The sequence below is a fragment of the Bacteroides sp. AF29-11 genome (assembly GCF_003602895.1).
GTDB classification, from domain to species: domain Bacteria; phylum Bacteroidota; class Bacteroidia; order Bacteroidales; family Bacteroidaceae; genus Bacteroides; species Bacteroides uniformis.
Map to the genome: position 1 here is coordinate 251,008 of NZ_QTLY01000008.1, position 21,357 is coordinate 272,364.

At 49.3% G+C, this 21,357-nt stretch carries 15 protein-coding genes; 5 read left to right on the plus strand and 10 right to left on the minus strand.

The window, feature by feature from the left end:
• The first annotated feature begins 1 nt into the window (after position 1).
• Positions 2–310, plus strand: coding sequence for a HigA family addiction module antitoxin (locus DWZ03_RS15150; RefSeq protein WP_005835633.1), 309 nt, complete (start codon positions 2–4; stop codon positions 308–310).
• 123 nt (positions 311–433) lie between these two features.
• On the opposite strand, the gene DWZ03_RS15155 is transcribed toward DWZ03_RS15150, so the two are convergent.
• From DWZ03_RS15155 to DWZ03_RS15165, 3 genes are read right to left on the minus strand one after another with little or no spacing between them, the layout of a single operon-like run.
• Complete coding sequence (locus DWZ03_RS15155) at positions 434–922, minus strand: outer membrane beta-barrel protein (RefSeq protein WP_005826298.1); 489 nt, start codon at positions 920–922, stop codon at positions 434–436.
• A gap of 25 nt (positions 923–947) precedes the next feature.
• Complete coding sequence (locus tag DWZ03_RS15160; RefSeq protein WP_005826297.1) at positions 948–1,169, minus strand: hypothetical protein; 222 nt, start codon at positions 1,167–1,169, stop codon at positions 948–950.
• A complete protein-coding gene (locus tag DWZ03_RS15165) occupies positions 1,169–2,599 on the minus strand; it encodes a carbon starvation protein A (protein WP_120130359.1) in 1,431 nt (476 codons plus the stop codon). Before DWZ03_RS15165 ends, DWZ03_RS15160 begins: the two co-directional genes overlap by 1 nt.
• A 122-nt stretch (positions 2,600–2,721) precedes the next feature.
• Between DWZ03_RS15165 and DWZ03_RS15170 the strand changes: the two genes are divergently transcribed.
• Entirely contained in the window at positions 2,722–4,179 is a 1,458-nt protein-coding gene (locus DWZ03_RS15170) for a glycoside hydrolase family 10 protein (RefSeq protein WP_229122443.1), read from the plus strand.
• Here DWZ03_RS15170 and DWZ03_RS15175 read toward each other — a convergent pair.
• Positions 4,163–5,371: a hypothetical protein gene (locus DWZ03_RS15175; RefSeq protein WP_044467947.1), complete on the minus strand. Its 1,209-nt coding sequence runs from the start codon at positions 5,369–5,371 to the stop codon at positions 4,163–4,165. The genes DWZ03_RS15170 and DWZ03_RS15175 overlap by 17 nt on opposite strands.
• 128 nt (positions 5,372–5,499) lie before the next feature.
• On the opposite strand from DWZ03_RS15175, the gene DWZ03_RS15180 reads away from it, so the two are divergent.
• From DWZ03_RS15180 to DWZ03_RS15190, 3 genes are all read left to right on the plus strand, one after another.
• A complete protein-coding gene (locus DWZ03_RS15180) occupies positions 5,500–6,678 on the plus strand; it encodes an ATP-binding protein (RefSeq protein WP_005835624.1) in 1,179 nt (392 codons plus the stop codon).
• 41 nt (positions 6,679–6,719) lie between these two features.
• Complete coding sequence (gene nifJ, locus DWZ03_RS15185) at positions 6,720–10,277, plus strand: pyruvate:ferredoxin (flavodoxin) oxidoreductase (RefSeq protein WP_005826291.1); 3,558 nt, start codon at positions 6,720–6,722, stop codon at positions 10,275–10,277.
• A gap of 90 nt (positions 10,278–10,367) precedes the next feature.
• On the plus strand, positions 10,368–10,556 hold the full coding sequence (locus tag DWZ03_RS15190) for a hypothetical protein (RefSeq protein WP_005826290.1): 189 nt from the start codon (positions 10,368–10,370) through the stop codon (positions 10,554–10,556).
• Positions 10,557–10,618: 62 nt separating this feature from the next.
• Here the strand turns inward: DWZ03_RS15190 and DWZ03_RS15195 are convergent, their stop codons facing one another.
• The 6 genes from DWZ03_RS15195 to DWZ03_RS15225 form a co-directional block, all read right to left on the minus strand.
• Entirely contained in the window at positions 10,619–13,378 is a 2,760-nt protein-coding gene (locus DWZ03_RS15195; protein WP_057089266.1) for a substrate-binding domain-containing protein, read from the minus strand.
• A 71-nt stretch (positions 13,379–13,449) separates the two neighbouring features.
• A complete protein-coding gene (locus tag DWZ03_RS15200; RefSeq protein WP_005826288.1) occupies positions 13,450–14,337 on the minus strand; it encodes a carbohydrate kinase family protein in 888 nt (295 codons plus the stop codon).
• 234 nt (positions 14,338–14,571) lie between these two features.
• Entirely contained in the window at positions 14,572–15,738 is a 1,167-nt protein-coding gene (locus DWZ03_RS15210; RefSeq protein WP_035449592.1) for an MFS transporter, read from the minus strand.
• 18 nt (positions 15,739–15,756) lie between these two features.
• Complete coding sequence (locus tag DWZ03_RS15215) at positions 15,757–17,571, minus strand: GH32 C-terminal domain-containing protein (RefSeq protein ID WP_120130361.1); 1,815 nt, start codon at positions 17,569–17,571, stop codon at positions 15,757–15,759.
• Positions 17,572–17,707: 136 nt separating this feature from the next.
• Positions 17,708–19,192 carry a glycoside hydrolase family 32 protein gene (locus DWZ03_RS15220; protein WP_120130362.1) on the minus strand — a complete coding sequence of 495 codons (1,485 nt, stop codon included), beginning with the start codon at positions 19,190–19,192 and terminating at the stop codon, positions 17,708–17,710.
• Positions 19,192–21,327 carry a glycoside hydrolase family 32 protein gene (locus DWZ03_RS15225; RefSeq protein WP_120130363.1) on the minus strand — a complete coding sequence of 712 codons (2,136 nt, stop codon included), beginning with the start codon at positions 21,325–21,327 and terminating at the stop codon, positions 19,192–19,194. The genes DWZ03_RS15220 and DWZ03_RS15225 overlap by 1 nt, the downstream gene beginning before the upstream one ends.
• Between the last annotated feature and the right edge of the window lie 30 nt (positions 21,328–21,357).

Below are 21,357 nucleotides of genomic sequence, written 5' to 3' on the forward strand. Positions count from 1 at the left end.
TATGGGAAATTATAAATGTCAACGCCCTATACATCCGGGTGAATTACTCAAAGAAGAGGTGGGAAATAGAAAATTACCCCAAACTAAGCTTGCTGCACAAACCGGCATCTCATATAAGGTACTAAACGACATCTTGAACTGTCGACGTCCCCTCACAACATCTACAGCATTGCTCTTTGAAGCAGCCTTGGGAATCAGTGCCGGCTTGCTGATGCGAATGCAGCTAGACTATAACATGCAATTGGCTGAAAGTGACCAAACACTCATGGAGCGCTTGAAACAAGTTAGAAAATATGCAGCATTGCTCTAAGCAAAACGTTACTGCAAAACCACTGCATATCTTTTGCAGTACTGCTGCAAACATTTATGCAGTGCCACTGCAACACATTTACAGCGGCACTGCAAAAAAACTTGCAGTAGCAGGAAAATAAGATTAGAAATAGAATCCGAAACCTACCTTCAGACCGAATTTAGAACGGTCGCTATTGACGTTCCAGTAAGCTGCAGGTTCGATGGTCACCGTGCGGGTCAGGAAGAACGCATAACCGGCTTCCAGACCGAAAGAGAACTTGGTATCATCCAAATCATGTCCCCAATCCCAACGGTCCACATTGACATCGGCACCCAGATACACGCCAATCTTGTCGAAATAATAACGTCCACCTACACCCAGCGTATAGACATCGAGGTCAGACCCTCCGGTATTCCAAGCAGCCCCGGCATGCACCAGCAAGGCGATGTTGTCGAGCAGGAAAGCACCTCCCTTGGCTTCAAGGCCAAAACTTGTCTTGTCGGTTCCCGTGTCATGAGAAAATTCCAAACCGGTGATGGACGGGTTCAAAATCCACTTACCTTTTTCAAACTGTGCCTGAGCTGCCACTGTGACAACAAGCAAGCAAACGAATAATGCCAGTTTTTTCATCTTGTTCTGTTTTTTGAGTAAATAATCAATGTTGTTTATTGTCTTCTTCGAATCGCTTGCGTTGCAGCGCCTCCTTCTTGCGAAGCACCAGCCACAGCACAAATACAATGAGGTACGAAGCAGCTACGGTGACATACTTCTCAGTATCGCTGATTTCCGTATTGCGGGGAAGGAAATAAGCGGCAGTAGCAGAAACGTAAATAAGCAGGGCCAACGTGAGCCCGGTAGATTTCTTGATTTTCTTCATTACCAAAGTTTTTTAGTCGTCTTAAAATACCAAATATTAAACCAAATAGCAGCCAGCACAACAGCTATCAAGGCTACGCCCAGCGCATAATTCGGACCGAGCCCGAAACCTTCGGGAGCAATGCAGATGTAAGTGGTACACACAGCCGTCATGAATAATGCCGGGAAATAGGTGACGTAATAATAACGTCCTTTCTTCTCGCGTACCAGATAGACCGTAATGGCCCACAACGTAAAGACGGACAGAGTCTGATTGGCCCAGGCAAAATAACGCCAAATCATGTCAAATCCATCCTTGTCCCGCAGGCTGTAAAGCAACAAGCTAATGGCTACCAGGAACATCGGGATGCATATATATAAACGGCGACGCATGGATTTTTGTTCCATTCCCAAGAAATCCGCCACAATGAGGCGCGCTGAACGGAAAGCCGTGTCGCCACTGGTAATAGGCGCGGCAATAACACCCAGAATGGCCAATACGCCACCTACGGCACCCAGCCAGTCTTTTGTAATGGCGTCTACAATGATAGAGGCATTCGTCTCCCCCATCCCGTTCTCGTGGAAGAAATAAGTGGCGGCGGCAGCCCATATCAGAGCTACAATGCCTTCGGTTATCATTGCCCCATAGAAAACGGGGCGTCCGTGGCGCTCGCTTGTCATGCAACGTGCCATCAGCGGACTCTGCGTGGCATGGAAGCCACTGATGGCACCGCAGGCAATGCTGACGAACATGATGGGGAAGATGGGCAATGCAACCGCATCGGGATGCGTGTTCTGCAATCCGCCCCATATCTCCGGCAATGCAGGATGGTTGACGTAAAGCATTACCAGAATACCGACCGCCATGAACAGCAGGGCAACGGCGAACAGTGGGTATATCTTACCGATAATCTTATCTACCGGCAGCAAAGTGGCAAAGATATAATAAGCGAAAACAACAATAATCCAGAAGGTGGTATCCAAGCTGTCGGGGGTCAACTTGGCAAGCAGTCCGGCCGGCCCTGCCACAAAGACAGCTCCCACCAATATCATCAGGATGACGGTAAAGCCGCGCATCACCTGCTTGGTGGTCAGCCCCAGATAGCGTCCGATGATTTCCGGCAGGCTTTCCCCGTCATGCCGCAAGGAGAGCATACCGGCAAGATAGTCGTGCACTGCACCGGCAAAGATACTGCCAAGTACAATCCACAGATAGGATGCCGTACCGAACTTAGCTCCCATGATGGCACCGAAGATAGGTCCCAACCCGGCAATATTGAGAAACTGTATCATAAAGATTTTCCAAGTAGGCAGTGGAATGTAATCCACACCATCGGCTTTGGTAAGGGCGGGTGTTTTGCGGTCATCGGGACCAAAGACGCGTTCTATGAAGCGTCCGTAGATAAAATAGCCGGCTATCAACGCCAGCAGGCAAAGCGTAAATGTAATCATGGCGTGTTAATATCTTTAATGTATGCAAATGTAACAGTTTCCAAGTAAACAGCACAAAATAATCGGGTGTTTTGCTTATCTTCGCCGAGAAATATGACAGAAATAAAGAAGAAAAGAGAAAAATGAAACGAATTATTTCCATTTTACTATATATGGCCGTCTTGCTGCCACTGGCTGCGCAACCGCCCAAGCATGAAGTGCGTGCCGCCTGGATAACTGCCGTCTATGGCCTGGACTGGCCGCAGACACGCACCACTTCGCCCGAAGGCATCCGCAAGCAACAGGCCGAACTGATTGAAATATTGGACAGACTGAAAGCCGCCAATTTCAACACAGTACTGTTCCAGACCCGTACACGGGGAGATGTCCTCTACAAATCAGCCATCGAGCCCTACAACTCCATACTGACCGGAAAGGTGGGCGGCGACCCCGGCTACGATCCGCTGGCTTTTGCCATAGCCGAATGCCACAAGCGCGGTATGGAGTGCCATGCCTGGATGGTGACCATCCCTCTGGGCAACCGCAAGCATGTAGCCGCCCTCGGTAAAGAGTCCGTCACCAAAAAGAAACGCGCCATCTGCGTACCCTACAAACGCGAATACTTCCTGAATCCCGGACATCCGCAAACCAAAGAGTACCTGATGAGCCTTGTCCGCGAAGTGGTGGAACGCTACGATGTAGACGGGATACACTTCGACTACCTGCGCTATCCGGAAAACGCCCCCCGTTTTCCCGACAGCTACGACTACCGCAAATACAGCAAAGGACGCAGCCTTGCCCAATGGCGCAGAGACAACCTGACGGAAATAGTACGCTATATATATAAAGGTGTAAAAGCCATGAAACCCTGGGTAAAGGTCAGCACCTGCCCGGTAGGAAAATACAAAGACACTTCCCGCTACCCCTCCCGTGGCTGGAATGCCTTCCACACCGTCTATCAAGACGTGCAGGGTTGGCTGGGCGAGGGCATCCAGGACCAGATTTATCCGATGCTCTATTTCCGTGGCAATCATTTCTATCCCTTTGCCCTCGACTGGCAGGAACAAAGTAACGGACGCCAAATCATTCCCGGTCTGGGCATCTACTTCCTCGACCCCAGCGAAGGGAACTGGACGCTGGACGAGATTGAACGGCAGATGCACTTTATCCGCGCCCACGGTCTGGCGGGCGAGGCACACTACCGCGTGAAGTATCTGATGGACAATACGCAAGGGCTTTATGATGCGCTGGAAGAAGACTTCTATACCGCCCCGGCCCTGCAACCCGCCATGCCGTGGATAGACAATGTAGCTCCTACACCTCCCGCCGGACTCACGGTGGAAACACCGGAAAACGGCTATTGGAAACTAAGCTGGCAACCCGCCACGGACAATGACAAGCGGAATGCTCCGATGTATGTAATCTACGGTTCGGACACCTATCCCGTAGATACCTCCAATCCGGAGAATATCCTGGCACAACGAGTACAAGGCACGGAATATACCTATGCCCCCATCCGCCCGTGGACTGCCCGAAAATATTTTGCCGTGACAGCCATAGACCGTTGCGGAAACGAAAGCGAAGCTATTCAGCAGCAGTGACACAGACAAAAGCCCGGTAACGGCTCTTCGGAGTGACCGGTACCAGAGGCAAATAGCCGGAAACAACCCTGCCGTCCTTCACCACCAGCGGATAGCTTTGCATATCCTGCTCATGCCGCTCCATCAAAGCTTCATGGGTCGGAAAACAATCAATGGAGAAACGTCCCTCCCCACCGGGGACAATGAAATGATCACTAAGCACATGGGAAACGATTCCCATATTCATCCGTAGATTTATTTCGACATGGGGGTTGATGGCATACGGATGCCCTTCCTTCTGACGGCAGACCATCATGTCCACACCCAAGAAACCCATATAAGATGTAGCATAACTCGTTTCCAATGCTTTCTGCATCATATTGCGTATGCGTACAAATGCTTCAAAGGGTACATATTGCTGAATCCATTCCTCCACTTGCTCATCCGAAGTAAGGATATTACCACGATATGCCCCTTTGTCATCCGTAACAAAACGGGAATAGCCGACAAAAAGAAGCTTTCCCCGACCATCCGAATAAAATTCCATGGCAAAGTCTTCCACTTTATCAAATATAGGCTCCATCACAAAACCTCTATTTTCTTTCAGCGCCCTACTACACCAATCGGAAACATTTTTCGTAAAGCCATGACGGCACCAACACAATCCCTTTCCACTTCCCGACCAAAGTGATTTGAACACACATCCCTCCTTGTAACGATCAACAATATCCGGAGAGATATCCGTCATTCTACCATCAGCCTCCACCAAGCAACAACCGTCACCACAAGTATAATCTATTTTATTGAAATAGAAAAGTGCGCGAAAAGCCAAAGCGTTACTACGGGCAGCCTTCATACGATATTTATCCAAAGCATCCGGCGTAGGAAGATTTTTTTCCAGAACACCGCCTTTCAACATCCGTTTACGGATAGCGGGGTTCCATCCCCAAGGCATTACCCGCACATCAGCATAATCGGGCAGCTCCGGCTCTGTCACCAAATGCACATCCAGCCGGAACAACTGTTGCATCTGTTTCAGATAATCTGCATTATAGGCGGAAGAGGCCAGTACCCCACTACCCGGCTGGGCATACCAAATCGGCAACAAAGCCAAGTCTTCAGCCATACGGCGGATGGTAGCGGGCGCCATATAATTTTCTTCATTATTTCCCAATGCCATATCTGCATCAGGATTGAACACATAAAGTTTCATCTTTCAAATGTTAACCAATTACTCACGTTTTGTATGAGAGTGCAAAGTTATATAATATTTTGCCATCTCTACTTTGCAAATCTATAAAAAAGCCGTATATTTGTCGCCCGATAAACCGAATTTAAAGCATGGAAGCATTTTACCGTACACACGCTTATCTCGTAGAGCATACCAATGCTCCCGTACGCCGCGACCTCATGGACGAAATAGACTGGAATGACCGTCTTATCGGTATCAAAGGCACAAGAGGCGTAGGTAAGACCACTTTCTTGCTGCAATATGCCAAAGAGAAATTCGGCACAGACCGCTCCTGCCTCTTCATCAACATGAACAACTTTTACTTCTCCGGACATGGCATCGTGGAGTTCGCCGCCGAATTCCAGCGCCGCGGAGGAAAAGTGCTGTTGATAGACCAGGTATTCAAGTACCCGGAATGGAGCAAGGAACTGCGTATGTGCTACGACCGCTTCCCCAACCTGAAAATCGTGTTCACCGGCTCGTCCGTGATGCGTCTGAAAGAGGAGAATATGGAGTTGCGCGACATCGTGAAGAGCTACAACCTGCGCGGCTTCTCCTTCCGCGAATACCTGAACCTGCAGACGGGCATGAAGTTCCATGCCTATCCGTTGGAAGAAATCCTGAGCAACCACGAACAGATAGCCAAAGGCATCCTCTCCAAAGTACGTCCATTGGACTACATACAAGACTATATGCACCACGGCTTCTACCCTTTCTTCCTTGAAAAGCGTAACTTTTCGGAGAATCTGCTCAAGACGATGAACATGATGGTGGAAGTGGATATCCTGCTCATCAAACAAATTGAGCTGAAATACCTTTCGAAGATAAAGAAATTACTATATTTGTTGGCCGTGGACGGGCCGAAAGCGCCGAATGTCAGCCAACTGGCAAACGACATACAGACCTCCCGCGCCACAGTAATGAATTACATCAAGTATCTGGCAGACGCACGACTCATCAATATGGTCTATCCGAAGGGAGAAGAATTCCCCAAGAAGCCGTCGAAGATAATGATGCACAATTCAAATCTGATGTATTCCATCTATCCCGTCAAGGTGGAAGAGCAAGACGTACTGGACACTTTCTTTGCCAACACAATGTGGAAGGACCACAAGGTGAACAAGGGCGACAAGAACATCTCGTTCATGGTAGATGAGGTGATGCCTTTCAAGATTTGTCCGGAAGGAACAAAGATAAAGAATAATCCGGGAGTTACTTATGTACTGCATAAGGCAGAAATAGGCCGAGGCAACCAAATACCTCTCTGGTTATTCGGTTTCTTGTATTAAGAGAGAGATTTTTTTACTTAAATAAATAATTCAATTTAGTTATGACTAAACAGAAGAAATTCATTACTTGTGATGGTAACCAGGCTGCTGCACATATCTCGTATATGTTCTCCGAAGTAGCTGCCATCTACCCCATCACCCCCTCTTCTACGATGGCTGAATACGTAGACGAATGGGCTGCCGCAGGTCGCAAGAACATCTTCGGCGAAACAGTATTGGTACAGGAAATGCAGTCAGAAGGTGGTGCTGCAGGTGCCGTCCACGGCTCTCTGCAAGCCGGTGCGCTGACTACTACTTACACAGCTTCACAAGGTCTGTTGCTGATGATCCCGAACATGTACAAGATTGCCGGTGAATTCCTGCCTTGTGTATTCCACGTATCAGCACGTACATTGGCAAGCCATGCACTGTGTATCTTCGGTGACCACCAGGACGTTATGTCTGCACGCCAGACTGGTTTTGCCATGTTGGCCGAAGGTTCTGTACAAGAAGTTATGGACTTGGCAGGTGTTGCCCACCTAGCCACCATCAAGGCCCGTGTTCCGTTTATGAACTTCTTCGACGGCTTCCGTACTTCTCACGAAATCCAGAAGATTGAAATGTTGGAGAACGAAGACCTCGCTCCGCTTATCGACCAGGAAGCTTTGGCTGAATTCCGCGCACGTGCATTGAACCCGATGAACCCGGTTGCCCGTGGTATGGCCGAAAATCCTGACCACTTCTTCCAACACCGTGAATCTTGCAACAACTACTATGAAGCAGTTCCGGCTATCGTTGAGGAATACATGAACGAGATTTCCAAAATCACAGGCCGCAAGTATGGTTTGTTCGATTACTACGGTGCAGAAGATGCAGAACGCGTTATCATCGCCATGGGTTCTGTAACGGAAGCTGCCCGCGAAGCTATCGACCACCTCGTTGCCAATGGCGAAAAGGTTGGTTTGGTTGCCGTTCACTTGTATCGTCCGTTCTCTGCCAAGCACTTCCTTGCCGCCGTTCCCAAGACTGCCAAGAAGATTGCCGTACTGGACCGTACGAAAGAACCGGGTGCTAACGGCGAACCGTTGTACCTCGACGTAAAAGACTGCTTCTACGGTGCAGAGAATGCTCCGGTTATCGTAGGCGGCCGTTATGGTTTGGGTTCCAAGGATACTACTCCTGCTCAAATCCTCGCCGTTTACAAGAATCTGGCTATGCCGATGCCGAAGAACCACTTCACTATCGGTATCGTGGACGACGTTACCTTCACTTCTCTGCCCCAGGAAGAAGAAATCGCATTGGGCGGCGAAGGTATGTTCGAAGCCAAATTTTACGGTTTGGGCGCTGACGGTACAGTAGGTGCCAACAAGAACTCCGTAAAGATTATCGGTGACAACACCGACAAGCACTGCCAGGCCTATTTCTCTTACGACTCCAAGAAATCAGGCGGTTTCACTTGCTCGCACCTGCGTTTCGGCGACACTCCTATCCGCTCTACATACCTGGTAAATACGCCTAACTTCGTGGCTTGCCACGTTCAGGCTTACCTGCACATGTACGACGTAACCCGCGGCTTGCGTAAGAACGGCTCTTTCTTGCTGAACACCATCTGGGAAGGCGAAGAGCTTGCCAAGAACCTGCCTAACAAGGTGAAGAAGTACTTTGCACAGAACAATATCACTGTTTACTATATCAATGCAACCCAGATTGCACAGGAAATCGGTTTGGGCAACCGTACCAACACCATCCTGCAATCCGCATTCTTCCGTATCACCGGCGTTATTCCGGTTGACCTGGCTGTAGAGCAGATGAAGAAGTTCATCGTTAAGTCTTACGGCAAGAAGGGTGAAGATGTTGTCAACAAGAACTATGCAGCCGTTGACCGTGGCGGCGAATACAAGCAGCTGACCGTTGACCCGGCTTGGGCCAATCTGGCAGACGACGCCAAGGCTGAAAACAACGACCCTGCATTCATCAACGAAGTGGTTCGTCCTATCAACGCACAAGACGGTGACTTATTGCCGGTATCTGCATTCAAGGGTATCGAAGACGGTACTTGGGAACAAGGCACTGCCAAATATGAGAAACGTGGTGTAGCCGCATTCGTTCCCGAATGGAACGCTGAGAACTGTATCCAGTGTAACAAGTGTGCTTACGTTTGTCCTCACGCTTCCATCCGTCCGTTCGTACTCGATGCTGAAGAGCAGAAGGGTGCCAACTTCACTCAACTGAAGGCTGTAGGTAAAGCATTCGACGGTATGACATTCCGTATTCAGGTAGACGTTCTCGACTGTCTGGGTTGTGGCAACTGTGCCGATGTCTGTCCGGGCAACCCGAAGAAGGGTGGCAAGGCTCTGACTATGAAGCACCTCGAAAGCCAATTGCCGGAAGCTGCCAACTGGACCTACTGTGCTGAAAACGTGAAGAGCAAACAACATTTGGTTGACATCAAGGCCAACGTGAAGAACTCTCAGTTCGCTACTCCGTTGTTCGAGTTCTCAGGCGCTTGCTCCGGTTGTGGTGAAACTCCGTACGTTAAACTGATTTCCCAGTTGTTCGGTGACCGCGAAATGGTAGCCAACGCAACAGGATGTTCTTCCATCTACTCCGGTTCAGTACCTTCTACTCCTTATACCAAGAACGAAAAAGGTCACGGTCCTGCTTGGGCAAACTCATTGTTCGAGGACTTCTGCGAATTCGGTCTGGGTATGGAGCTTGCCAACGAAAAGATGCGCGCACGTATCGTGAAGGCTATGGAAGATGCCATCGCAGCAGAAGGAACTCCGGCCGAATACAAAGAAGTATTCCAGGCTTGGATTGAAAACATGTACGATGCAGACAAGAGCAAGGAACTGGCTGAAAAGATTATTCCGATGGTAGAAGCTGCCAAAGACAAGTGCGACAGCTGCAAGACTATCGCCAGTCTGTCTCAATACCTGGTAAAACGCAGCCAGTGGATTATCGGTGGTGACGGTGCTTCTTACGACATCGGTTACGGTGGTCTCGACCATGTAATCGCAAGCGGTAAGGATGTCAACATCCTCGTACTGGATACTGAGGTTTACTCCAACACAGGCGGTCAGTCTTCCAAGGCTACTCCGGTAGGCGCTATCGCCAAGTTTGCCGCTGCCGGTAAGCGTGTACGCAAGAAAGACCTCGGTCTGATGGCTACTACTTACGGTTACGTATACGTTGCCCAAATCGCTATGGGTGCCGACCAGGCTCAGACCCTGAAGGCTATCCGTGAAGCAGAAGCATATCCCGGTCCGTCACTCATCATCGCTTACGCTCCGTGTATCAACCACGGTCTGAAGGCAGGTATGGGCAAGAGCCAGGCAGAGGAAGAAAAGGCCGTTAAGTGCGGTTACTGGCACTTGTGGCGTTACAACCCGGCTCTGGAGGCTGAAGGCAAGAATCCGTTCACGCTGGATAGCAAGGAACCGGATTGGAGCGGATTCCAAGACTTCCTGAAGGGTGAAGTTCGTTACGCATCCGTAATGAAGCAATATCCGCAGGAGGCCGACGAGCTGTTCAAGGCTGCTGAAGAAAACGCTAAATGGCGTTACAACAGCTACAAGCGTCTTTCCAAAGAAAATTGGGGCGCTGAAGTTACAGAGTAATTCCGATTACTAAATAAAGAATAGAGGCTGCTCCTGAATAAGGCGTAGTCTCTATTTGTTTTTAATTAACAATACTAAATATCACAGGTTATGATTGGATTTATCATTTGGATTATCGGTGTGGTTCTGTGTGTCAAAGCCGTACTTGAAATCATGAAGTGGCCGGTAGACGGCGTGAAGAAACTATTAGTTGCAATTATCATCCTGCTCACAAGCTGGATTGGAATCTGTGTTTACTACTTCTGGGGAAGGGAAAACCTGCCTCAAATACTGAAATAAGTTCCAGTATCATTTACAGAAGTAAACAGACGTGTATTAAGAACAAGGGGGATAGACAACAGCTATCCCCTTCTTTTCAGAAACTCGGTAGGACTCTCCCCAAACTGTTCCTTATAGCATTTCGTGAAATAGGAAGGTGACGAAAAGCCCACTTCATAGGCAATCTCCGCTACCGTCATGTCAGAGGAGGCAAGCAGTGAGGCAGCCTTTTTCAACCTCATCTGGCGCAGCAGCTCATTCGGCGAATAGTTGGTCAGCGATTTCAGCTTACGGTAAAGCTGCACACGGCTCATACCCATATTCCGTCCCAAATCCTCCACATTGAGTTCCGCATCTTTCATCCTCTCCTCGACAAGCGATTTGAAGCGGGAGACGAAACCCTTATCCAAATCACTGATGGCTTCCTTCTCGATAGTCTGGTTATCTCCGAAGAACTGCCTCAACTGACGGCGGTTTGCAATAAGATTGCGGACACGAGACAAGAGCAACTGCGAATTGAATGGTTTGGAAATATAAGAATCGGCACCGCCATCATAGCCCTGGATACGCTGTTCGTCCAGCGAGCAGGCCGTCAGCAGAATCACCGGGATATGGCATGTCTGCAACTCCCCCTTCAAGCGGCGGCAGCATTCCACACCATCCATACCGGGCATCATTACATCGGAGATAATCACATCCGGCACATACTTCATGGCCAGCCGGATACCCTCTGTCCCGTCCGCAGCATCCAATACACGGAACTCGTTCGACAGAAGAGACTTCACATAGTTGCGAATATCCGCATTATCGTCAATTACCAGCACAGTAGGACAATCAGCCTCAACCACCTCTTCGCATGCCTTCACTTCCGTATCTATCAGGGTGGACGACACGTCCTTCTCTTCGGCAGGCAACGTCACTATGGTGGGATGGTACTGCGAAACATCCTGCTGCGGGAAAGTAACGATGAAAGTAGTGCCTTTCTCGTCACTGCGTGCCGTAATGTTACCGCCATGCATCTCTACAAAGGCACGTACCAGCGCCAGTCCGATACCGGTACCGGCTTGATGCCCGTCCACTTGATAGAAGCGCTCGAAGATGGCTTCCACATCGGTCGAAGAAATGTAGCTGCCGGAATTGAAGACGGACAGACTGTAGTTCTGTTCCGACTTTAACAACCGTACGGTGATTTTCCCGTTCTCCGGCGTATACTTCACGGCATTGGAGAAGAGATTGAAGTAAATGCGCTCCATCTTCTCCGCATCCGCCATCATCCGGAAGTCCGTATCGGGAGATGCCTCAAAGCTGAAAGCAATATGTTTCTTCAGCAACGCCATGCGGAAAGAGTCGTTCCAGCCCCGGAAGCTGTCGAGCAAATCAAAAGGTTCGAGATGGAGCTCCATGCGCCCGTTCTCCACCTTCCGGAAATCAAGTATCTGGTTGACCAGGCGAAGCAGGATATGCACATTCTTTTTCATCAGCTCGAGGAGCTGGCGCGGCTGTCCGTCAAGGGTGCGGTTGGCAAGAAGCTGCTCTATGGGATCGGCTATCAGCGTCAGCGGAGTACGGAAATCGTGTGAAATATTCGTGAAGAACACCAGCTTGGCGTGCGTAGCCTCCTCCAGTTCATGGGAAAGCTGTTCCAACTGCGACTTCTGCACTTCCAACAGTTCCTTCTGCTGTATCAACTGAGTTTTCTGTTCTTCCAGTTTCTTTTTCTGCATGGACAGCTCACGGTTCAACCGGTTCTTGGCACGCAAGGAGAGGTAGACAGCCACCAACAAACCGACCAGCAACAATAGGGCAGACAGACTGCCGTACAAGACAACCTGCTGCGTGGCATAACTGGCCAAATACTGGTTTATCTTTCCGTTCAGGGTTTCTATCTTTCCATCCAGGGTGCCGATGTGGGCGGTCTGCATCTTCATGATGAGAGCATTGTCGCGGTCGACGACGGAAGTGCCCAGGATAGTTTCACGGGGGAAATCACGCTTGTTCAGGATATCCATGGCAATCTGCATCACGCGGTCGCCACCGGTAGGATATATAAACGTGGCATCCAGTTCGCCGGCAAGCACTTTCTCCACTCCGTAGTCTTTGCCGGGCAGGGCGTCTATGCCGATAAACCGCATTTCCTTCTCCCGCCCCTTGCGGGCAGCGGCAGCATAGGCTCCGGCCGCCATACGGTCATTCTGCGCATACACCAGGTCGATATGCGGAAAGCGGCTCAGCAGGGTATCCATTTTCTCTCCGGCCTTGAGTTGCAACCAGGCACCGTCTTCAGCGGCCAGCAACCGGATACCAGGATAATCGGATATAGCCTTCACAAATCCTTGATGACGGTCTACGGCAGGTGTGGAGCCCACCAAACCGGAGATTTCCACCACATCTCCCTGCCCATGCAGCACATTGGCCACATACTCTCCCACAGCTTTCCCTATCTCGTAGTTGTCTGCACCGACGTAGGCCGTGTATTTGTCCGAAAGGATTTTACGGTCCACTACAATCACCGGAATGCCCCGGTTGTATGCCTCCTCCACAACCGGAGTTATCGGAGTGGCTTCATTAGGGGCCACAATCAGCAGATCCACCCCTTCGGCTATCAGTTCACGAATATCTTTTGCCTGACGGTCATTATCGTCGACGGCAGTACGGATGTCCACCTCCACATCCTCGTAGAAATGGGCTTCACGGAGTATCTCACTGTTCATCTGGCGCCGCCATTCATCCTCGCTACATTGGGAAACGCCGATACGGAAACGTGCCTCGCGCCGGGAGCAGGCAACCGCCACTCCCCAAAGCACGAGCAGAAAGAATAAAATCCGAAGGTTATGCTGTCTCATCTTCACTTTCCTCTGATTTAAGATTGCAGATGAGCAAAGATAACGAAAAATGTGAAAAGAATAAGAAAAATCTATGCCAGCCTTTCTTTCAAGGCCACCGGCAATTCCGGCATGGCACCGCTCTGGGTACATACATAGGCAGAGACTTCCACCGCCAGTTTATGGGCATCGGGCACCTGCTTCCCGCTGAGAATGGCAGCGGTGAAGGCTGCCGTGAACGAGTCACCGGCTCCAACGGTGTCCGCCACCGGTACCTTGGGCGTCTCCTGGAAGGAAACCACTCCCGGAGTGAACACATAGCTGCCGTTCGTTCCGCAAGTCAAGATAAGCATCTTCAGGTTATACTTGGCCAGCAGAATCCAGCATTTGTCCTGCAAGTCGATGCCCGGGTAGCCGAAAATACGGCTGATGGTCACCAGCTCCTCATCGTTTATCTTGAGGATGTTGCAGCGGCGCATGGATTCGCAGAGTATCTCTTTGGTATAGAACCCTTGGCGGAGATTGATGTCGAATATCTTCAGTTGCCCCTCCGCATCGGGCATCGTGTCGAGAAAACGGTTGATGGTGATGCGGCTTGTTTCACTGCGTTGCGCCAAAGAGCCGAAACATACGGCACGCGTGTTCAGTGCCAGACGCTTCAGTTCGTCGGTAAAGGGAATGTTGTCCCAGGCCACGCCTTCTTTTATCTCATAGCACGGCACGCCCACGGCATCGAGCGTCACCTGCACCGTTCCCGTGGGGTAAGGCACGCGCTCAATCTGCGTGCGCAGCCCCTTCCGGGCGAACACATCCAGAATCTCGTCCCCATCCGCATCGGCACCTACGGCACTGACCACACGGCTGTCGAAACCAAACTGCGATGCATGGTAAGCAAAGTTTGCCGGAGCACCGCCTATCTTCTTTCCTTCGGGGAGGCAGTCCCACAGAGCCTCGCCCATACCTACTATTATCTTATTCATAATATTATATTGTTTAATGAATGATATATTTTATTCACGGCAAACTCAATGTCCTACCCGCTGCAAACCTAATAAAAAAGTTCCTAACTATAGAATGAAAAGTTGCCAATTATCTATTAAAAAGTCTCTAAGAACTAAGGATTATCTCTATCCCAAGGCTTGGGATAGACATCCGCAACCTTGGGACAGATATCCGCAGCCTTGGGATATGTGTCCGCAGCCTGCGAACAAAGATTACCGCTTCATACGCAGCATATAGAAGAACAAGTACACTACCCCCACCGTCATTACAGCCACGGCACCGCTTTGTCCTACAGCATCACTTGCCAAGCCCATTGCTATCGGAAATACCGTACCGCCGAAGAGCCCCATAATCATCAAGCCGGAAACCTCGTTCTTCTTTTGTGGCATAGCAAGCAACGCTTGGGAGAAGATAACCGGAAAGATGTTCGAATTGCCGAAACCGATAAGGGCAATGCAGATGTATATCATTGCCTTTTCATGGAAAACGAACAACCCTACCATCGCAGCCAACATACATAACACGCTGATGCCGAAGAAGGTTCGGGGAGCCATCTTCTGAAGGATGAAGGCTCCGAGAAAGCAACCCGCCGTGCGGAAAATGAAGTAAAGGCTGGTGGCAAAGCCGGCATCGGCCAGCGTCATGCCCAGACGCTCCATCAGGATTTTGGGCGCTGTGGTATTCGTACCTACATCAATGCCCACATGGCACATGATGCCCAGGAAGCAGAGAAAGATAAACGGCTTGCCCAGCAGGGCGAGGCACTCCCCGAAGGTGGAAGGGCGTCCCTCTTCCTTTTCCTCGCGGATGGAAGTACCGCTCAGCCAGAGAATGGCAATCACCGCAATGACCATATAGACCGGGAACAGCACCCTCCAGCCCATGCCCAGAGACGGAATGGCCTGCGTAGCTCCCCACATGGCGATGTATGGAGCCAGAAACGAAGCAATGGCTTTTACAAACTGTCCGAAGGTGAGCGAACTTGCCAGCCGCTCGCCGCTTACGATATTGGAAAGCAGCGGGTTGAGCGACGTTTGCATCAGCGCATTGCCGATGCCCAGCAATGAGAACGAGAGCAGCATCAGCACGTAGCCGTCTCCGAAAACCGGGAGAAGCAAAGAGGCAAACGTGATGACAAGGCTGAGAAGCACCGTCTTCTTGCGTCCGATGCGGTTCATCAGCATACCCGTAGGTACGGAGAAGATGAGGAACCAGAAGAACACCAGAGACGGGAATATGTTGGCTTGCGAGTCGGTCAGGTTCAAGTCGGCCTTCACGTAGTTGGAGGCGATGCCCACCAAATCCACAAAGCCCATGGCGAAGAAGCAAAGCATGACCGGAAAGAGCTTTGCCAAAGAAGAATTCTTAGTATTTTCCATGCTGAAGATTATTATCTGTTATTTTAATCCGAGTTTGTACACAGTAAACGAGGTGACATTGCAGCTTCCACCTTTAGCATAGAAACTGATGCGGTTGTAAGGTTCCGACGGGAATACGAGATTTGTCACGGCAAAACGTCCGTCGTTGCCAAACGCTTCAATGCTCGACTTGTCTACGAACAAGCGGAGTTTCATTTCATTGCCACCCTCGACAGGAGCCACGGTCACTGCAGGGAAGTCCTTGCTGAACGACACCTCACCACTCTTGGTACGGTCTATGGTGAACGTCTTTTCCGCCAGGTTATAGTACATCTCCACCTCCTCGCCTTTCGAGTTAAAGAGCTGGAATCCTATCACATCCGCATCCTTGTTCTTGATGGTCATTTCGATTTCATACGTTCCGGAATTGTCATTCAGCAGTTTGTCCAGATTATACGTGCGGTCTACCTTGAAAGCACGCTTCTTGCTGCCTTTATCCCTCAGTTTCAGCAATTCGGGAGACGGGGTTACCTTTACATAGGTTTCACCCTCCGAGGTATAGAGCGAAAGGTCACGCGGCACGGAGTTGGCACTACGGTATTGACGGGTGGGCACATCATTGGCATATTGCCAGTTGCTCATCCATGCCAATGCAATGGCACGTCCTGCAGGAGCATTGCTCCAAGTGACAGTTGCATAATGGTCTTTTCCCCAGTCCATCCATTTCGTCACTGCGGGAGACTCGTTCACGAATTTCTTACCGTCAAATGTCCCTACGAAATATTGTGTGGCAGAGCCACCGAACGGTCCGCCCGGATTGAGGTTACAGACGAGTACCCACTTCTTCAGTTCCGTACCTTCAACCGGCAGTTCAAGCAGGTCGGGACACTCCCAGACTCCGCCGTGAGCACCTTGTCCTTCACCGAATTTGCTCTCCAGCGTCCAGTTCTTCAGGTCGGCAGAAGAGTATATCTCCATTTCCTGCCCTACGGCAAGAACCATAATCCATTTCTTGGTATCTTCGTGCCAGATGACTTTAGGGTCACGGAAGTCGCGCTGCGTGGAAGTCAGGATGGGATTTCGCGCATACTTCTTGAAGGTTTTTCCGTTGTCAAGGCTATAGGCCATGCTCTGCACTTGACGGTCGCTTGCCGATGTATAGAAGGCAATGACGGCACCGGCACCGAACCCGGCCGTATTATCCTTGTCGACAACACAAGAGCCACTGAATATTGTTCCCAGCGCATCGGGCGAAATGGCATCTCCGTGATGCTCCCAAGTGACGAGGTCCGTACTGGTGGCATGTCCCCAATGCATGTTCCCCCACATGGAGCCGTAGGGATTATGCTGGTAGAACAAATGGTAAACCCCGTCTTTGTAGAACATTCCGTTAGGATCATTCATCCAACCGTAAGCCGGGCTGAAATGATACACCGGACGGAACTTCTCCCGGTTCGAAACATCGAATTCATCCGACAGTTTCATTTCTTCCCAGCATAAGGCCGAATCCGGAATAAGCTGGAAGTTGAAAGAGAGATGTTTATTATCGAAGCCAGTCAAATCGACCGGAACAAAATAGTCAACCTTATTGACTGCCAATCGCACGTTCATACTGCGTACAACATCATTGTCTGCTATCATATACAATTTTGCCTCCGGAGAAGCCTCTTCCACCGGCAGCAGCAAAAACTTCTTCTGCTCGTCAATTTGGACGATACTCTGTCCGTCACCCAGATGTTTAATCACGAAAGGAGGATTTATGGCCTGGCATGTGAAGACAGCCACGGTAGTTCCTAATATAAATACGGTAAGCGTCCTTCTGATTGTCCGCCAAAAGTCTTTTAAATGAATCATGTTTCTGTTGGTATTAAATTAATTATGTTTTTCTACCATGCAAAGATACGCCACCAAGCAGCAGGAGGCTATCTTTTTTGTTTCAAAGCATACTACAAATGTTACATTCAGTCTAAAATAATACAAATTAAATTCCTCATCTCCATATTGATTTAAGCATCCAGGCATCCAACTCCATCTTCGTCCCCTTCTTCTGCGCAAAAAGTTCGATACCGGTTTGAGCCTCGCCCGGATAGGTTAATAATGTGAATACATCCTTCCCGTCATTGGCAAAGATTTCAATACTCGATTTGTCTACAAATATATGCAAATGTATCTTATTATCTACCGGTTCCACCCTGGCATATGCCATACGGCTGAATTTAGGAATCTGCACATCGGAGCAATGGGTACGGTCAATCACCAGATTATGTGAATCCGTATCATAGCTGACCACCACTTTGCGCCCTTCACCCACACACAAATTCAAGCCAAAGGTGTTGGATACGTCAGTAGAAAACGAAGCATCGAGTTCGTAGACATTCTCATCGGGAACAAAGCCGGGTAACCTCTGTGTTCCCACCGATAAAGCACGTTTCACCGACGCAGGCTTATGGCGAAGTGTTTGCAACTGTTCCACCGGCTTCTGTACCAGCCTCACACCTTCCTTGTATGTCTTCAGTTCCAGGTTGCGGGGAATAGACCAGAAGCCCTTCCCATACCTCGATGGAGCTACCGGTGCATAGTCCCAGGTTGCAACCCAGCCCATCGAAATTTTGGAATCCAACGTTCCGTCAAAATCCTGAAATGTGCGGGATGCATAAAAGTCCAGCCCTTTGTCCACATATAGAGGCTCTGCAGGATGGTTCTCCATCAGCTTAAAAGAAGTGCCGTCGAAGTCTCCTATAAAGTATTGTTCTTGCGCCCAGTTTACAGATACGACCATCACCCACCTTTTCTTGTCAGAATTCCCGTCAACCGGCAACTGGAATAAATCCGGGCACTCCCAAGACTTTTCACTGTCACCGACAGGGCCGAAATCACTGGTCCAAGTCCAGTTCTTCAAATCAGGAGAGGTATAAAACTTGATTTTCTTCTCCAGGGCCTTGGCTACAGCCATCACCCATTTTTGGGTCGGCTCGTGCCAGAAGACGGTAGGGTCCCTGAATTCCGTACTCCAAAGGTCCAGAACCGGGTTACCTTCGTAATAATGAAATGTCTTTCCGTCATGACTGAAAGAGATGCCCTGCGCTTGTTTCTTGGAGTCCTTCTCAAAAACGGTGTAAGCCGCCACATAAGCACCCTTGCCGAAGCCGGCCGTGTTGTTCTTGTCTATGACCGCAGAACCGGTGAAGTAACTGATATTGTCATCCGCTCCGGTCATGGCATAAGGGGTTATCTGCTGGTAATGTACCAAATCTGTAGATTCGACTTTGCCCCACCAGTACATATGATATTTACCCTGATAGTACATGAATCCCGAGGGGTCACCAATCCATCCCTTCTCCGGACTGAAATGATACTGAGGACGATAAGGCTCTTTGTATAAACTGTCTGAATTCATTTGTGCACCGGCAGACAATGTTCCTGCCACTAAAAGTGCACCCAATATAGTAGGTATCTTCATTTTCTGTATTTTCATTAAAAGTTCATCTTTACCCTTGCATCTTTCAGTCTCCAAACTTCGGCAGCAACTTCCGTTGTATTTCCATCAGAGAATAGTTCCAATAGCGTACTGTTTTCTTTCAGAGGAAAGATTCTTGTAGTGAATGCATCCTCATCATTAATAAATCCTTCCACCACAGAACCGTCTATAAATAGACGAATCTCCACCGGCTTGGTTGTATCCAACCGATACCAGTCCTTACGAATCTTCAAAGGAATGTGTGCACGCGAGGAAGAATGCGTCTGGTCCACAATAAGTTCCTCCTTCTCCACATCATAATAAATCAGGCTATATTCGCTATTATCCGGATTCTTACACAATGTAAATCCAAACCGTTTTGCGTCACCGGGATAAAAAGTCGCCTTGACTTCAAGCTGATGTTCCCTTCTGCTCACAATGCACGGTTTCGCAGCAGTCAATGCCTGTCTGGAATAAACCGTCGGTTGTTCACGCAATTGTTTCATCACGGGATGGGGTGTTTGGCATAGTTTCCCATCTTTCAGCTGCCATCTTCTGGGCATACTGTAGAGATGTGCCCATCCTTGTTCATAAGTGGCCTCCCCTCCTATTTCATCGGGTATAATGGCAATGGCAGCAACATCCCCTTCCGGAGTCTCCACAACAGAGGGGGACAGCAAGCGGTTGATGACCTCTAGATTTTGAGGAACCGGATTGTCCGGTATAAACTTTTCATTCTTGAAATCTCCTATCCAATACTGGCAACGCGCAGGTATGCCTTTATGAGGAACCCTATTCACCAAAAGAACATACTTGCCGCCCATCTTCTTAAAGACCGGCATTTCCCAGAAAATACCGGAGTCATCCACTTCCGGATTGCCCTCAAACAGCAAATGTACAAAATCCCATTTCTTCAAGTCTGCCGATTTATAAAGCAGCAAAGCCCCGTGGGGTGTATCGGTCTGCTCAATGCCGAAACCGATAATCATATACCAGACATCACCCTCTTTCCAGACATACTGGTCACGCATGTCCGTACGGGTATATCCGGCAGGCTTCTCGGCAATAACCGGATTACCCGCATATTTCTCCCATTCTATCAACGCAGTATCTTTTGGAAAAGCAATACCCACTCCCATCTTGTCTCCACCGGCTGTGTATATCAGCTGGGGGATATCGTCATCATTGATAACAGCATGCCCGGACCATATTCCATTCTTGTCATAAGCAGCATCAGGAGTCAAAGCCGGCTTTTCCTCCGTCCAATGAAGCATATCGGGACTGCTGAAATGTCCCCAATTTATCTGTCCCAGGAAGATTGCAGAAGCATTCTTCTGATTGAATATATGATATTTACCTTTATAAAGAAGTAAACCATGCGTCTCATTCGTCCAGTTGGCAGCCGGCAACAGATGATAGCGGGGACGGTTGAAGTCCTTCGCAAAACGGGTTTCCGGAATAGCCAAAACCGGAGTCTTCTTCAATCCTAAGGCAATCTCGTCTCTCCATGCAGACGAATCATCGGAAAAGGGAGTGAGGCTTATCCCGTCAATCAACCCGTTTATAGCCGTAACATCGTACATCCAAACCTTCTTTTCCCTGAAATCCTTACCTACCCGAAGCATCATTTCACCATCCTGCAAGTTCCGGGGCCATACCTCTGCACTCATCCTCTGCCCATTCAGGCAAACCGATTCATTACTTAAATCAAGGACCACATGCAGCCACTTGAAACGGTCGACTTTTGTCTTTAATGAACAGTAAGAGTATGAGCCATTCTGCCCCATTCCCAACAGCAACTCACCATAACGGTCTACACATACCGCTACAGATGTTCCTGCCATGTCTCTGATTCCCATAAAGGCAGCAGTATCCGTCGGATAAGATTCCAGAGCAAACCATCCGGACAACGACGAAACATCTCCTTCCGTGGTTGTATCCATCCAAGTGGAATACCCGTCTGTACGAAGGGCTTTACCTTCGACTCCGGTAACAAATTCCGGTATTTCCTTTATAGTGTACAAATTCAACAATGACTTGCCGTCACTGGAAAGTAAGGGGTCCTGCCCGTCAAACGACCATGTTTTTTGAGCAAAAGCTGCATTCAAAGAAAGCAATAGACAGCCCAATATAGAATAGGCAAAGTGTTTCATAATAAAAGATTGTTTAAAGGAAGAGGGGGA